We start from the raw sequence: 12,844 nt of genomic DNA on the forward strand, positions 1-12,844 counted from the left end.
CGCGGCCCTGACGGCCAGGGCCGCTCTCAGTGCAGGCCGAGCACCAGGGCATCCGTGGGCGAAGCCCACACAACGCGGCTTTCGGCGAAGCCGACCTCCCGCAGGGTGGCCGCGTGCCACTCCGCGTTCTGGAACTCCTCGTTGTTGTGGTCGTGCCGCACCTCGGCGGGGTTTCCGAACAATGCGAACCGCTCCTCGGCGACCGCCGCCAGCGCGAGGTCCTCGGAGAGCGCCCGCCACCATCCGGCCCAGTCGAGCGCGCCCTCGTCCCGCTGCCGCTTACGCCGGTCCTCGTCGAAGACGTGCACCGCGGCGTTGATCCGCGGCGTCGACTCGTCCGGCATGTGGTCGGCGTTCATGAAGACCCCGCCTTCCCGTACCAGCCCCGCGATCTGTGCGTAGAGCCCACGCAGCGGCTCGGTGCGCATCCAGTGCAGTGCCGTTGCGGTCAGTACGGCGTCATAGGGGCCCTCCAGTGCGGTCGGCCAGTCGGGCTCGCTCAGGTCGGCCGTCACGAACCGGGCCCTCTCGTCCTCCGCGAAGGTGCCGCGCGCGAGGGCCAGCAGCGCGGGGTCACGGTCGACGCCGACGGTCCTCGCGTTCGGCATCCGCTTCAGTACGCGGTCGGTGATACTGCCCGTACCGCAGGCGAGGTCGAGCACCCGGGGTTCGGGGCCCACCAGGGCCTCGGTCATGTCGAGCATGACCCGGAACCGCTCCTCGCGGTCGGGCAGGTACGTCTCCTGCTGTCGGTCCCAACTCTCCTGCCAGCCTCGCCAGTCGGCCTCGTGCTGCGCGTGGGTCGCCATTCCCGTCCTCCGCCGTAATACGCTCGTAGTGCCTTCAACCATTACCGACGATAGAACGCCCGCCGTAAGGATCACAAGTGGAACTGAACTATTACTCAGATCTGGCTGTGCGACTGGTGAACAGCGAGCAGCCCGAGCGTGGGGACGACACCCTCACCTCCATCGAGGCCGTCCGCGAACTCTTCGGCGCACACGGGACCATGGCGCGCCGGGCGACCGAGGCCGATGTCAACCGGCTCCGCGCCGTCCGCACCCGGCTGCGCGCCGTCTTCACCGCGGCCTCCGAGGGCGACGAGGTAAGAGCCGTCGATCTGCTCAACGCACTGCTGATGGAGTTCCCGACCAGTCCGCAGATCTCCGGACACGGCGACCTGGACGACGAGGGGCGGCCCCGCTGGCACATGCATCTGGCCGAGCAGCCCGCCAACGCCACCGCCGCCTATGCGGCGACGGCCTGCATGGGGCTCGCCTTCCACCTCACCGACCTGGGCGTGGACCGGCTGGGCATCTGCCAGGCTTCGCCCTGCCGGAACGCCTATCTGGACACCTCGACCAACCGCTCGCGCCGCTACTGCTCGGACCGCTGCGCGACCCGCGCCAACGTGGCGGCCTACCGCGCCCGCAAGCGCCTGGAGAGCAGCCCGGCCGGCCCCGAGGAGGCGCCGGACCCGTCCGCGGGCGGACGCGGTCGCACCGGCCCGACCAACGGGCGCACGGCGGAGGCCGACCAGCGCAGCACCGAGCCCGGCGAGCGCTGAAGACCGCGCGGCGGGCGCAGCCGCAGCCACGCCCGGGCCACGACGAGGTCGTCGGGCACCGCACCGAACTCCCGGCTGTCGTTCTTCACCCGCGGGTTGTCGCCGCGCACCCACCAGCCGCCGGGCCGCCGTTCGACGGCGCGTTTGACGATGAGCAGATCGTGCTGGAAGGGATGACGCAGCACGACGATGTCGCCCGGGCGTACGGCGGCGCCGTAGGTGACGACCAGCTGGTCCCCGGGGAAGAGCGTCGGCTCCATCGAGGGGTTGTAGACCTCGGCCAGACCGATCCGCTTCAGCGGCCCACCGTGACCGTCCCGTTCCCGGTCCTGAGCACCGTGGGTCGGACCGCCCTGTGGCATACGCTCCGGCATCTTTTGCGCCTCCGGTCCAAGGCCGCCTCCGGCCCGATTACTCCAGCAGATCCAGCCCGTCACCGGACTTTTGTCCTAAGCCCGTGGGGGCACACGCGAAAAGACTTCCCACACGGAGTAATCTCGCACGTGAGAAGACGATCACGAGGAAGGATGGCTTTTATGCTCTCCCGACTGTTCGCCCCCAAGGTGCAGGTCAGCGCCCATTGTGACCTGCCGTGCGGTGTCTACGACCCGGCACAGGCCCGGATCGAAGCCGAGTCCGTGAAGGCCATTCAGGAGAAGTACCAGGCCAACGACGACCCGCACTTCCGGGCCCGGGCCACCACTATCAAGGAAGAGCGTGCGGAGCTCGCGAAGCACCACGTCTCGGTGCTGTGGAGCGACTACTTCAAGCCGCCGCACTTCGAGAAGTACCCGGAGCTGCACCAGCTGGTGAACGACACCCTCAAGGCGCTCAGCACGGCCAAGGGATCCACCGACCCGGCCACCGGGCAGAAGGCGCTGGACTACATCGCCCAGATCGACAAGATCTTCTGGGAGACGAAGAAGGGCTGAATCACCCTCAAGCCTCATGGTCAGCGGCTTTTCCACCGCGAGATCACCGGTCGCGCCCGGTCCGTACACCGCCGACAGCCTCGGCCACCACGGACCGGGCGCGGTCGTCTCCGCCGGTCCGCGCTCGGCTACGCCCCGGGCGCTCCGGGCGACGGCACCGGCCGGTTCACCAGCTGACCGGCAGTCCGACCGGTCCCCTGATGAGCACGTGCTGCTGCCAGGAGACCTCCTCCCGGGGAACGGCCAGCCGCAGCCCCGGCAGCCGGTTGAGCAGCGTGGACAGCAGCACCTCGGCCTCCATCCGGGCCAGCAGCGGCGCCACACAGTGGTGCGGTCCGTGTCCGAAGGCCAGATGCGGCGGGCCCTGACGGTGGACGTCGATCGCGTCCGGGTCGGGGAAGCGCCCGGGGTCCCGGCACGCCGCCACATACGACACCTGCACCACCTCGCCGCGCCGGATCAGCGCGCCCCCGACCGCCACGTCCTCGGTGGCGATCCTCGGCTGGCCCACGCCGTTCTTGTGCGGGATCCAGCGCAGCAACTCCTCGACCGCCTGCGGCAGCAGCTCCGGTGCGGCCGGCAGCCGCTCGCGCAGCTCGTCGCGGGTCAGCAGCAGATAGGCCATGTTGGAGACGTTGTTGCGCACCGCGTGCCAGCCGTTGAGCCCGATCAGCGTGGCCAGTGCGAGCAGTTCCTCCTTGTCCAGCCGGCCCGCGTCGACCGCCTCCACCATCCGCGTCATCAGATCGTCGGCCGGCCGACGGCGGCGCTGTGCCGCAAGCCGGCGGAAGTAGGCGCGGGCCGCGCTCTTGATCTGCTGGGCACGTTCCTCAGCCGCGTCGTCCGGGGCCCTGGTGAGCAGCGCGTCGGCCCAGTCGCGCAGCTGCGGCCGGTCCTCGGGCGGGGCGCCGAGCACCTCTCCCACCACTTCGAGCGGAAAGGGCGAGGTGACGTACCGCACCAGGTCGGCCGGCGGCCCGGCCGCCAGCATGTCGTCCACCAGGCCGTCCACCACGGACTGCGCCCAGGGCCGTACTCGTTCGACCCCGGCCCGGCTGAAGGCCGGGGCCACCACGGCGCGCACCCGCGCGTGATCGGGTGGGTCGACGAAGCTCACCGCGCGGTCCAGCGGGATCAGATGTCTGGTCATCCTGGGCGTGGGTCGGCCCACGATGTCCCGGCTGAACCGGGGATCGGAGGTGACGAACCGGACGTCGTCGTACCGCGTCACCAGCCAGCAGTCCCCCTCGCCGTACGGCAGCCGGATCCGGGTTGGCGGCTTCAGCAGGGCGGTCCGCAGGAACGGATCGAAGCTCAGCTCCGGCGGGTCGTCGGGGACCTCGTACAGCGGACACTCGGACATGTCACCGCTCCTCGGTCGGGGGGCCGTGCCGCAGCGGGGTGAGCTGTTCGATGTCGTAGCGGGTGCGCAGCTCGGCGACGGCTGTCTCGTCCGGGGGGCCGCCGGCGGCCATGAGGTCCAACAGCTCGTCGAAGTACCGCTCGTGGTCCGGCGGGGGTGCCGACTGGAAGAACATCCGGGCTGGGGTGCCGGTCGGGTTGGCGAACGCGTGCGGACAGCCCGGCGGTACCAGTACGACGGTGCCGGCGGTGGCGCGGACGACGCGGTCGCCCGCCGCCGACTGCCAGCCCCGCCAGCTGTCGCGGGTACGGACGCGGGGCTCGAAGGCGAAGATGTCGAGTTCGCCCTCCAGCACGTAGAACAGCTCCTCGGTGTGGGCGTGGACGTGCGCACCGACGTCGAAGCCCGGCGGTACCACCACCTCGAAGCTGGACGCGGCGCGTGAGTGCTCCCCCGTCACCTTGTAGGTCACCTGCTGCGCTGCGGTCCGTACGGTGCGGCCCTGGCCCGGGGGTACGACCAGGCCCCGGCCCGGGCCCGGGCGGGGAGCCTGCCTGGCGGGCTGTTGGTGTCCGGTATCGGTCATGAGGGACTGAGCACTCCTTCCGGGCGGCTGCCGACGGCGCTCCGCCACCGGCCCAGCGTCATCTCCGCGGTGATTCCGGGCCCGAAACCGGCCAGCAGCCCCACCGCACCGTCGCCGGGCCCGCCCTCCTCGAACAATCTGCGCAGCGCGTCCAGGACCACGACGCTGGCCGTGTTGCCGTACTCCGTCAGCGTGGCCCGGCTGAACCGGAAGGCGTGTTGCGGCACCTGGAGGTACTCCCCCAGATCGACCAGGATGCGGGGGCCACCGGCATGCACGATGTAGAAGTCCAGCCGTCTCACGTCCCAGCCGTGCAGCGCCGCCAGGTCGCCGAGGGCCGGCGCCAGCGGGCCCATGGTGGACGGCACCCGCTTGTCCAGCACGAAGTGGAAGCCCGTGGACCGCACGTCGTAGGAGATCCACGCCTCGGTGTCGGGGATCAGATACGAGCCGTTGCGCTCCAGCCGGATGCCCGTCCCGCCCGAACCGCGGACCACGGCAGCGGCCACACCGTCCCCGAACAGGCCGTTGGACAGCAGCGAACCGACACCGACGTCGGCCGGCTGGTAGCACAGCGAGCAGAACTCGCAGGCGACGATGAGGACGTTCGCGTCGGGGTGTGCCGTGCAGAAGTCGTGCGCCCGGTTGATCGCCGCCCCGCCGCCCGCACATCCCAGCTGTGCGATGGGCAGTTGGCGGGTCGTGGAACGGAACCCCTGGGTGTTGATCAGCCAGGCGGTGAGCGAAGGCATCATGAAGCCCGTGCAGGACACATAGACGATGAGGTCGATGTCCTCGGCGTCCAGCTCGGCGGCCTCCAGCGCCCGGGAGATCACTTGCGGTACCCGGGCCTTCGCCTCGGTCTCGTACACCGTGTTCCGCGCCTCGAAGCCCGGGTGCTGCAGCGTCAGTTCCAGCGGCTGTACGAGATGTCTCGTCAGGACGCCGGTGTTCTCGATCAGCCGCAGCACGAGCGGGAGCTGAGGATGGTCCGGGTGCCGGGAACGCGCCAGTGCGAGAGTGTCCGCCATCGTGATCACATGTGGCGGGACCTGCACAGCAGGTCTGCACAATGTCGCCATACAGGAGTCAACGACGTTCTGGTATCAGCGGATACTCCACCTGTGGGGGCAATTGACCCAAAACACCGGCAATTTTCCCTCTGTTGGTCAATCTCCCATAAGCGGAATGAACGTCGAGCCTTCGAAGTCCGGGGCTTCAGGGCCCTCTTGCCTGGTGGCGTGCGCGCGGCGATGCTCAACTTCCGTCAGTTGCCCGGCACAAGAGGTGTCCGGGCCCGCAAGCTCACGCGCTCATTCGGGGGAACAGTGACACAGGGGGCCCAGCAGGGCGATGTGATAGGAGCTCGCTATCGACTGCTCCGCACGCTCGGTTCCGGCGGTATGGGCCGGGTCTGGGAGGCCCACGACGGGCGGCTGGAGACCCGGGTGGCGCTCAAGGAGCTGTGGCTGCCGCACGTGATGGCACCCGAGGAGCGGGCCGAGCGCCTGAAGCGGGCCGAGCTGGAAGCACTCAACGCCGCCAGACTGCGCGACCACCCGAACATCGTCACCGTCCATGACGTCCTCGTCGAGGACGGCTGCCCCTGGATCGTGATGCAGCTCGTCTCCGGCGGCACGCTCCAGGAGCGCCTGACCAAGGGGCCGGTGTCCGTCTCCGCCGCCAAGAAGCTCGCCAAGTCCCTGCTCGGCGCGCTCGACGCCGCGCACCGGCAGAACATCGTGCACCGCGACGTCAAACCGGCCAACGTGATGGTGACCGAGGAACGGCAGATCCTGCTCACCGACTTCGGTATCGCCTCCTCCGAGGCCGGCACGGGCCTGACCGCGACCGGGGTGGTCGTCGGCTCGGCCCCGTATCTGGCGCCGGAGCGGGCCAGGGGCGAGAAGTACGGGGCCGCCAGCGATTTGTTCTCGCTCGGGGTGACGCTGTTCGAGGCGCTGGAGGGCGTCTCGCCGTTCCGGCGGGACTCCAGTCCGGCTTCCCTGCACGCGGTGGCGTACGAGGAAGCCCCCACGATGCGGCGGGCCGGCCCCCTCGAACCACTGGTCACCGCGCTGCTGGCGAAGGCTCCCGCGGACCGGCCCTCGGTCGCCGAGGCGACGGCCATGCTCAAGGGCAAGGACCTGCCGAAGAAACCGGCGGAGGGTACGACGGGAGAGGGCAGCGGAAGCACGGCCGAGTTGCCGACGAGGACCACGACCAAGAAGATCCCTCCGGCGAAGAAGCCGGTCACGTCCTCCGCCCAGAAGGTGCAACTGAAGATCGTCAACGAGTCCGGGGTCCCGCTCCGGGTTCGGGCGGACGAGGTGACCGTGGGCTGGGCCGCAAGCGGGACGACCGCCACCTTCCAGGTCAAGGCCAAGGCCCGCACTGTCGAGGTGACGAGCTCCGGCCTCAACCGCGGAGTGTGGCCGCTGAAGGCCAAGCCCGGTGAGACCGTACGACTCGCTGCCCGTAAGCGAGGGAGGGATCTGCTGCTGAGCAGCGCCGGGACCTCGGCACCGGCCTCCTCCAGGGCGCACTCGTCCACGGGGTCGTCGTCCGCGGGGTCGTCGTCCGCTGCGTCCCCGGCCGGCTCGGGATCGAGCACGTCCGGAGCGGCGAGCAGCACCTCCTCCGACAACTCCGGGGCGGGCTGCTTCCTCCTCGTGCTGGCCGCCGTGGGTCTGGCACTGCTGCTGTACGGGCAGCACGAGGGCTTCTCCGGCTGGGTCAGCCACGAGCTGCACGACTCCGCCGCGTCGGCCAAGGTCGGCGACTGCCTCTACTACGACACCTCGCAGGAGGGCGAGGGCCGGCAGGCCAGGGTGCAGAGCGAGTGGGTGAAGGTGCCGTGCTGGTCCGCGGCCGCCGCGTACGAGGTACGCAGCCTGTACCCCCCGCTGTATGTCAACGGCACCCGGCGCTGCACCGCCGGCACCGTGCCGGTCACGGCCTCCGCCCGCACCTTGTGCGCAGTGCCGAAGTGACCGCCCCAGCTCTGGGGTAGCGCCCGTACGGATCAACTCCGTGTGCGAAAAGTGCTCGCATGAAAACAGACTGTGTTCATGCCTGAGCAACGTGAACGGCACACGCGGACGGCGACGAAGTCCACGGCTGCCTCGAAACGGTCCGCCTCCCGTACGAAGGGTCCGGAGGAAGCGGCGCGGCGGGCCTGCCGCGGCCTGAGCCGGCTCATCGGCCACCGGGCCGAAGGGGTGTCGGCAGTACGCCGCGCGGAGGAGGGCTGGCGCGTGCACGTCGACGTGCTGGAGGTGCCGCGCATCCCGGACACCACGAGCCTCCTGGCCACCTACGAGGTGGAGCTCGACGGCAAGGGAGAGCTCACCCAGTACCGAAGGATCCGACGTTACCGGCGTGGCGCGAGCGACGACTGACGGTCCGTCCCGCCCGAGGTGCCCGTCACCCTCCGAGAGGAAGAGCCACCCATGACGACGACCACCTACAACGAGGCTGCGGTGTGCGTCCCGCGAGCCGGAACCCTCTACGACGTCCTCGAGCTGATCCTCGATCGCGGCATGGTGATCGACATCTTCGTACGGGTCTCCCTCGTCGGTATCGAGATCCTCAAGATCGACGCCCGGATCGTGGTTGCCAGCGTCGACACATATCTGCGCTTCGCCGAGGTCTGCAACCGGCTCGACCTCAACCAGGACGCGGCCAGCAGGACGGTGCCCGAGCTCTTCTCCAACATGGCGAGCGGCGTGACCACGACGGGCGCGAAGAGGGCCGTCAAGTCAGCCGGCGGCAAGGTCGGCGGCAAGGTCAAGGAAGCCATCGGGGTGGCGGGCGAGGACGACGAGGACGAGGAGCACGAGGCCGAGGACCGGGGTGAGGAGGAGGCAGAGCACGCCGAGAAGCCCCGCAAGCGCCGTACCGCCGACAGCTCCGCCGCCTCCCGCAGCTCGGGCAGCGGCCGGACGACGCGCGGGACCCGTCGCGCTCAGGAGGCATGAGGTATGGACAGCTCCCGGGTGTACGTCTACGGCATCGTCCACGCGGGGCGGAGTCTCCCGCCGGACGTCCGCGGCGTGGGCCGTCCCGCGGCAGCGGTGCGGCTGCTGCCGGTGGGCGAGCTGGCGGCGGTGGTCAGCGAGGTACCGGACGACCTCCGCGCACGCCGCCGCGACCTGATGGCACATCAGGAGTTGCTGACGCGGCTCGGGGACGATGCGCCGGTGCTGCCGATGCGGTTCGGCATGGTGGCCGAGGACGCGGCGACGGTGGAGCGGGCCGTCGAGGCCGCCGCGGCAGCACATCTGGCAGCCCTAGAACGCCTGTGCGACCGCACCGAGATGAACCTCAAGGCCACCCCGGCGCAGTCCGAGATCGAGGCCCTGGTCCGGGCCGACGCGGGCGTACGAAGGCTGCTGGCGGACGTGCGGAGCAGGCCCTCGTACGAGGGGAACGTGCGGCTCGGCCAGGCGGTCGCAGAGGGGCTGGCACGTCGCGCGAGGGAGGCGGTCGAGGAGGCGCTGCCCGGACTGACCGCACTCGCGGACGGGTTCGTACGCGGCCCGGACGTGCCCGGCTGCGTGCTGAACGGGTCGTTCCTGGTGCCGAAGGCGGCGGGCGAACGCTTCCGTGCGGAGGTGGAGCGCTGTGCCGCCGTGCACGCGGAGCGCGTCGAGCTGCGGCTGACGGGTCCGCTGCCCTGCTACAGCTTCGTCCCCCAGGAGGGTGCCGAACCGGTGTCGGCCGGCCGTCCGGGCGCCGAGCACGCCGTGGTGGGGAGCTGACATGGGGCTCTTCAGCGGAGTGCTGCTGCTGCCGCTGGCGCCGGTGCGGGGTGTCGAATGGGTGGCCGACCGGCTGCTGGAGGCCGCGGAGCAGGAGGTGTGCGACCCGGCCACGCTGCGGGCGCGCCTCGGTGAGCTCAACCGTGCCTACGAGGCGGGAGAGCTCACCGAGGAGGAGTTCGAGCAGGAGGAGGAGCGCCTGCTCGACCAGCTGGAACAGCGCGGGCCCGTCGTCGCTCCCAACGTGGTGACGACCCGCACCCGGGTCCGGACCGTGATCGAGGACGAAGAATCCGGGGCGGACTCCCCCGACGACAGAACAGACCGGGACAGATCGAGCTCAAGGGACCAGTCATGACTGACAGTTGCAAGACGGCCGTCCTCGCCGCTGTCGCGGGCGGCTACCTCCTCGGCCGCACCAGGAAGGCCAAGCTGGCCCTGACCCTCGGTTCGGTGGTGGCGGGCCGGAAGCTCGGCCTCGATCCGCAGGAGCTGCTCAGAGCAGGTGTCCGGAAGATCGCCGCGACGCCGCAGTTCGAAGAGCTGACCGACCAGGTCAAGCACCAGCTGATGGCGGCCGCACGCACCGCGGTCAGCTCGGCGGCCAACCGCCGCCTGGAGTCCCTGGCCGACTCGCTCCGCGACCGTACGACCCGGCTCGGCGAAGGCGGGGAGGGCGGGTCGCCGGACGACGGTGACGGCGAGGAAGGCAAGAACCGCGAGGGCGGAGAGGACCGCGAGGACCGCGAGGGCCCGGAAGCCGGCCGGCGCGAGGAGGGCGAGCAGGACGAGGGTGAACGGGGCGAGGGCGAGCGGAAAGCGCCGTCCGGGGCGGATTCGTCCGCGGACCGGCGCAGCAGGAAGCCACCGTCGGACCGCCCCAGAAGCACCTCGCAGTCCGACCGGCCCAAGAAGAAACCGTCGTCCGGCGGGACCGGCGGGAGGCCGTCCGCCGACGGCACGCGCCGGAAGCCCGCAGAACGGTCCGGGGCCGCAGGAGGTAGGCGCCATGGCTGAGCAGAAGAAGACGGACGACGGCGACTCGCCCCTGCACCGGGTGCGCGAGGAGCTGCTGGAGTATCTGGGCGCGGTCGGCCGGCAGGCCGTCGGCAAGGCCACCGACAAGCTGACGAATGTCGCCGACCCGAGCAAGCTGCTGCCCGGCGACGGGAAGGGCGACGGCGGCGGTGTCGCCGGGGTGGCAGCCCGCACGCTCCAGGGCGAGAGCCCGGGCAAGGCCGTCGCCAAGGAGAAGATCAAGGGCGCCAAGGACAAGGTCGTCGAGAAGACCAAGGAAGCCTTCGGTGGTGGCGGCAGCAAGCCCGGAGACCTCAAGGCCATCAACATCATCGAGCACATCGACATCGGCCGACCGCTGCGCCCGGTCTACGACCAGTTCACGCAGTACTGGGACTTCGGCAGCTTCATGAACGGCGTCAGCAGCGCGCAGCGGGACGAGGACGACGAGACCAAGTCCATCTGGAAGGTCCGCGTGTGGCCCTCGACGCGGAGCTACGACGCCACCGTGCTGGAGCAGATCCCGGACAAGCGGATCGTCTGGACCTCCGAGGGCTCGAAGGGCACCACGAAGGGCGCCGTCAGCTTCCACCGTCTCGATGAGAACCTCACCCGCATCACCGCGGTCGTCGAGTACTACCCCTCGGGCTTCTTCGAGAAGACCGGCAACATCTGGCGCGCCCAGGGCAGGCGGCTCCGCCTCGACCTCAAGCACTTCCAGCGCTACGTCACGCTCAAGGCCGAGGAGGTGGACGGCTGGCGCGGCGAGATCCGGGACGGGGAGGTCGTCCGCAGCCACGAGGACGTGGTCCGGCAGGAGGAAGAGGAGGAGCGGGAGGGCCGGGAGCCCGACGAGGAAGAGCGCGCCGAGGGCGAGGAGGACGAGGACTACGGCGAGGCGGAGGAAGAGGACGACGAGAACGAGGACGAAGACCAGGGCGGGGACGAAGAAGGGAACGAGGACGAGGACGAAGACCAGGACGAAGACGAGGACTACGCCGACGAGGAGGAGGCCGAGGATGACCAACGGTGAGGCAGGCCGGCCATGACCGAGAGCACCGCCGAACGGCCCATCAGCCACGCACCCTCCACCCCGTCCGGCCCGGCCAACCTCGCCGACATCCTCGAACGGGTGCTGGACAAGGGCATCGTGATCGCGGGAGACATCAAGATCGACCTGCTCGACATCGAGTTGCTCACCATCCGGCTGCGGCTGTTCGTCTCCTCCGTCGAGACGGCGAAGAAGGCCGGCATCAACTGGTGGGAGACCGATCCAGCGCTCTCCACCCGCGCCCACCGGGACGCCGTCGACGAGGAGAACCAGCGGCTGCGGGAGCGGGTCGCCGAGCTGGAGGCGGGCGCCGGCGAAGGCCGGGACGAGCGGCGGGACGCGGGCTGGGACAACGAGCGCCGACGCCGCAGCTGGCACCACGTGAAGGAGGCGGGCGGCAGATGACACAGACGGTGGATGAACCCGGACCGCGGACGCCGCCGGAGTCGGATGCCGCGGCGGCCACCGCCACGTATGTCTTCGCAGTCTGCCGCGGCGGCGATCCGGCCGCCGTAGCCGGGCTGCCGGGCCAGGCCCCGGGGTCCCCGGTACGTCTGCTGCGGTTCGGCTCGCTGGATGCGGTGGTCCAGGACGTCCCCGCGGCGGAGTTCGGCGAGGAGTCGCTGCGGGAACGGCTGACCGACCGCACGGAGCTGGAGCGCTGCGCCCGCGCCCACCACGCGGTGATCGCCGCCGTGGCCGGCAGCGCTCCGACGGTGCCGCTGCCGCTGGCGACCCTGTATCTGGGCGACGAACGAGCCCGGGTGGCGCTGCGCGAGGACGAGCGCCGCTTTCATACGGTGCTGGAGCGCATCGCGGGCCGGGTCGAGTGGGGCGTCAAGGTGTACGCACGGCGGGAGACCACCGCCCGGCCGGAGAGGTCCGCGACGGTGACCCCGGCGCGGACACCAACGGGGCCACCTGCGGAGCCCGGCGCTGCGGGCGCGGACGCCGCGGAAGCCGCAAGCCGCGGCGGGCGCTCCGGGCGCGCGTATCTGGAGCGGGTACGCGGCGCACGCCAGGAGCGCGAGCGGCGCCAGCAGGCCGGGCTCGACGCGGCGGACGCGGTGGACCGGGCGCTGCGTGGCATCGCGGTGGCGAGCCGCCGACTCCGCACACACGACACGGCACTCACCGGCGAACGCGGCGCGCAGCTGCTGAACGCCGCGTATCTGGTGGCCGAGGGGCGCGAGCGTGAGGTCGCCGAAGCGGTGGAAGACGTGCGGCGCGCCCCCACGTGCCGGGGCGTCGAGGTGGAGGTCACCGGGCCGTGGGTGCCGTACTCGTTCGTGGACGGGGGTGGGCCGGATGCCCGTGGGTGAACATATCGGCGAGGTCGTGCCGTGGGAGGGGCCGGAGAGCGGGGCACCGATCGGGGTACCGCTGGTGGACCTGCTGGACCGGGTGCTGGCGACCGGTGTCGTGGTCAGCGGTGATCTGGTGCTGGCGATCGCGGAGGTGCCGTTGGTGCGGCTCTCCTTGAACGCGCTGCTGTCCTCGGTCAACGAACGCGTGGCCGCACCGTGGGGCGACGGGGGTCCGCTGTGACGGAGGCGGGACCGGCG

General features: G+C 70.7%; 16 protein-coding genes and 1 pseudogene. 12 read left to right on the forward strand and 5 right to left on the reverse strand.

Translation table 11 applies throughout. The features are described 5' to 3' along the window. Positions 1-26: 26 nt before the first annotated feature. Positions 27-809 carry a class I SAM-dependent methyltransferase gene (locus tag ACTWP9_RS07605; protein ID WP_443245208.1) on the reverse strand — a complete coding sequence of 261 codons (783 nt, stop codon included), beginning with the start codon at positions 807-809 and terminating at the stop codon, positions 27-29. 77 nt (positions 810-886) lie between these two features. On the opposite strand from ACTWP9_RS07605, the gene ACTWP9_RS07610 reads away from it, so the two are divergent. Further along, positions 887-1,567 carry a CGNR zinc finger domain-containing protein gene (locus ACTWP9_RS07610; protein ID WP_443245209.1) on the forward strand — a complete coding sequence of 227 codons (681 nt, stop codon included), beginning with the start codon at positions 887-889 and terminating at the stop codon, positions 1,565-1,567. A gap of 92 nt (positions 1,568-1,659) precedes the next feature. Here the strand turns inward: ACTWP9_RS07610 and ACTWP9_RS07615 are convergent. Next, positions 1,660-1,941: pseudogene (locus ACTWP9_RS07615) on the reverse strand (S24 family peptidase); the annotation flags it as partial. Positions 1,942-2,103: 162 nt separating this feature from the next. On the opposite strand from ACTWP9_RS07615, the gene sodN reads away from it, so the two are divergent. After that, complete coding sequence (sodN, locus tag ACTWP9_RS07620) at positions 2,104-2,499, forward strand: superoxide dismutase, Ni (protein ID WP_209241145.1); 396 nt, start codon at positions 2,104-2,106, stop codon at positions 2,497-2,499. A gap of 166 nt (positions 2,500-2,665) precedes the next feature. On the opposite strand, the gene ACTWP9_RS07625 is transcribed toward sodN, so the two are convergent. From ACTWP9_RS07625 to ACTWP9_RS07635, 3 genes are read right to left on the reverse strand one after another with little or no spacing between them, the layout of a single operon-like run. Further along, a complete protein-coding gene (locus tag ACTWP9_RS07625) occupies positions 2,666-3,862 on the reverse strand; it encodes a cytochrome P450 (RefSeq protein WP_443245210.1) in 1,197 nt (398 codons plus the stop codon). Position 3,863: 1 nt separating this feature from the next. Beyond that, positions 3,864-4,448 carry a cupin domain-containing protein gene (locus tag ACTWP9_RS07630; RefSeq protein ID WP_443245211.1) on the reverse strand — a complete coding sequence of 195 codons (585 nt, stop codon included), beginning with the start codon at positions 4,446-4,448 and terminating at the stop codon, positions 3,864-3,866. Beyond that, positions 4,445-5,530 carry a type III polyketide synthase gene (locus ACTWP9_RS07635; protein WP_443245212.1) on the reverse strand — a complete coding sequence of 362 codons (1,086 nt, stop codon included), beginning with the start codon at positions 5,528-5,530 and terminating at the stop codon, positions 4,445-4,447. The genes ACTWP9_RS07630 and ACTWP9_RS07635 overlap by 4 nt, the downstream gene beginning before the upstream one ends. Before the next feature lie 246 nt (positions 5,531-5,776). On the opposite strand from ACTWP9_RS07635, the gene ACTWP9_RS07640 reads away from it, so the two are divergent. From ACTWP9_RS07640 to ACTWP9_RS07685, 10 genes are all read left to right on the forward strand, one after another. Then, positions 5,777-7,441, forward strand: coding sequence for a serine/threonine-protein kinase (locus ACTWP9_RS07640; RefSeq protein ID WP_443245213.1), 1,665 nt, complete (start codon positions 5,777-5,779; stop codon positions 7,439-7,441). 78 nt (positions 7,442-7,519) lie between these two features. Continuing rightward, positions 7,520-7,849 (forward strand): gas vesicle protein GvpO, encoded by a 330-nt coding sequence (locus ACTWP9_RS07645; protein WP_443245214.1) that lies wholly within the window; start codon positions 7,520-7,522, stop codon positions 7,847-7,849. Between the two features lie 51 nt (positions 7,850-7,900). Then, positions 7,901-8,428 (forward strand): gas vesicle protein GvpJ, encoded by a 528-nt coding sequence (gene gvpJ / locus ACTWP9_RS07650; protein WP_443245215.1) that lies wholly within the window; start codon positions 7,901-7,903, stop codon positions 8,426-8,428. A gap of 3 nt (positions 8,429-8,431) precedes the next feature. Then, positions 8,432-9,211, forward strand: coding sequence for a GvpL/GvpF family gas vesicle protein (locus tag ACTWP9_RS07655; protein WP_443245216.1), 780 nt, complete (start codon positions 8,432-8,434; stop codon positions 9,209-9,211). A 1-nt stretch (position 9,212) separates the two neighbouring features. Further along, positions 9,213-9,569: a gas vesicle protein GvpG gene (locus ACTWP9_RS07660; protein ID WP_443245217.1), complete on the forward strand. Its 357-nt coding sequence runs from the start codon at positions 9,213-9,215 to the stop codon at positions 9,567-9,569. Further along, entirely contained in the window at positions 9,566-10,228 is a 663-nt protein-coding gene (locus ACTWP9_RS07665; protein ID WP_443245218.1) for a hypothetical protein, read from the forward strand. Before ACTWP9_RS07660 ends, ACTWP9_RS07665 begins: the two co-directional genes overlap by 4 nt. Next, entirely contained in the window at positions 10,221-11,261 is a 1,041-nt protein-coding gene (locus ACTWP9_RS07670) for an SRPBCC family protein (protein ID WP_443245219.1), read from the forward strand. Before ACTWP9_RS07665 ends, ACTWP9_RS07670 begins: the two co-directional genes overlap by 8 nt. A 12-nt stretch (positions 11,262-11,273) precedes the next feature. Beyond that, positions 11,274-11,684 (forward strand): gas vesicle protein, encoded by a 411-nt coding sequence (locus ACTWP9_RS07675; RefSeq protein ID WP_443245220.1) that lies wholly within the window; start codon positions 11,274-11,276, stop codon positions 11,682-11,684. Continuing rightward, positions 11,681-12,601 (forward strand): GvpL/GvpF family gas vesicle protein, encoded by a 921-nt coding sequence (locus ACTWP9_RS07680; protein WP_443245221.1) that lies wholly within the window; start codon positions 11,681-11,683, stop codon positions 12,599-12,601. The genes ACTWP9_RS07675 and ACTWP9_RS07680 overlap by 4 nt, the downstream gene beginning before the upstream one ends. Further along, the gene (locus ACTWP9_RS07685; RefSeq protein ID WP_443245222.1) at positions 12,588-12,827 is read left to right on the forward strand and encodes a gas vesicle protein; all 240 of its coding nucleotides are present in this window, start codon (positions 12,588-12,590) and stop codon (positions 12,825-12,827) included. Before ACTWP9_RS07680 ends, ACTWP9_RS07685 begins: the two co-directional genes overlap by 14 nt. Positions 12,828-12,844 lie beyond the last annotated feature (17 nt).

This window comes from Streptomyces sp. 3N207, from assembly GCF_052246355.1.
GTDB lineage: Bacteria > Actinomycetota > Actinomycetes > Streptomycetales > Streptomycetaceae > Streptomyces.

What these genes read in the sequence shown, in the direction of transcription:
- gvpJ (WP_443245215.1), top strand. Translation starts at nt 7,901, where the DNA reads ATGACGACGACCACCTACAACGAGGCTGCGGTGTGCGTCCCGCGAGCC.
- ACTWP9_RS07685 (WP_443245222.1), top strand. Translation starts at nt 12,588, where the DNA reads ATGCCCGTGGGTGAACATATCGGCGAGGTCGTGCCGTGGGAGGGGCCG.
- ACTWP9_RS07635 (WP_443245212.1), bottom strand. Translation starts at nt 5,530, where the DNA reads ATGGCGACATTGTGCAGACCTGCTGTGCAGGTCCCGCCACATGTGATC.
- ACTWP9_RS07630 (WP_443245211.1), bottom strand. Translation starts at nt 4,448, where the DNA reads ATGACCGATACCGGACACCAACAGCCCGCCAGGCAGGCTCCCCGCCCG.
- ACTWP9_RS07605 (WP_443245208.1), bottom strand. Translation starts at nt 809, where the DNA reads ATGGCGACCCACGCGCAGCACGAGGCCGACTGGCGAGGCTGGCAGGAG.
- ACTWP9_RS07625 (WP_443245210.1), bottom strand. Translation starts at nt 3,862, where the DNA reads ATGTCCGAGTGTCCGCTGTACGAGGTCCCCGACGACCCGCCGGAGCTG.
- ACTWP9_RS07660 (WP_443245217.1), top strand. Translation starts at nt 9,213, where the DNA reads ATGGGGCTCTTCAGCGGAGTGCTGCTGCTGCCGCTGGCGCCGGTGCGG.
- ACTWP9_RS07675 (WP_443245220.1), top strand. Translation starts at nt 11,274, where the DNA reads ATGACCGAGAGCACCGCCGAACGGCCCATCAGCCACGCACCCTCCACC.
- ACTWP9_RS07655 (WP_443245216.1), top strand. Translation starts at nt 8,432, where the DNA reads ATGGACAGCTCCCGGGTGTACGTCTACGGCATCGTCCACGCGGGGCGG.
- ACTWP9_RS07680 (WP_443245221.1), top strand. Translation starts at nt 11,681, where the DNA reads ATGACACAGACGGTGGATGAACCCGGACCGCGGACGCCGCCGGAGTCG.
- ACTWP9_RS07670 (WP_443245219.1), top strand. Translation starts at nt 10,221, where the DNA reads ATGGCTGAGCAGAAGAAGACGGACGACGGCGACTCGCCCCTGCACCGG.
- sodN (WP_209241145.1), top strand. Translation starts at nt 2,104, where the DNA reads ATGCTCTCCCGACTGTTCGCCCCCAAGGTGCAGGTCAGCGCCCATTGT.
- ACTWP9_RS07665 (WP_443245218.1), top strand. Translation starts at nt 9,566, where the DNA reads ATGACTGACAGTTGCAAGACGGCCGTCCTCGCCGCTGTCGCGGGCGGC.
- ACTWP9_RS07645 (WP_443245214.1), top strand. Translation starts at nt 7,520, where the DNA reads ATGCCTGAGCAACGTGAACGGCACACGCGGACGGCGACGAAGTCCACG.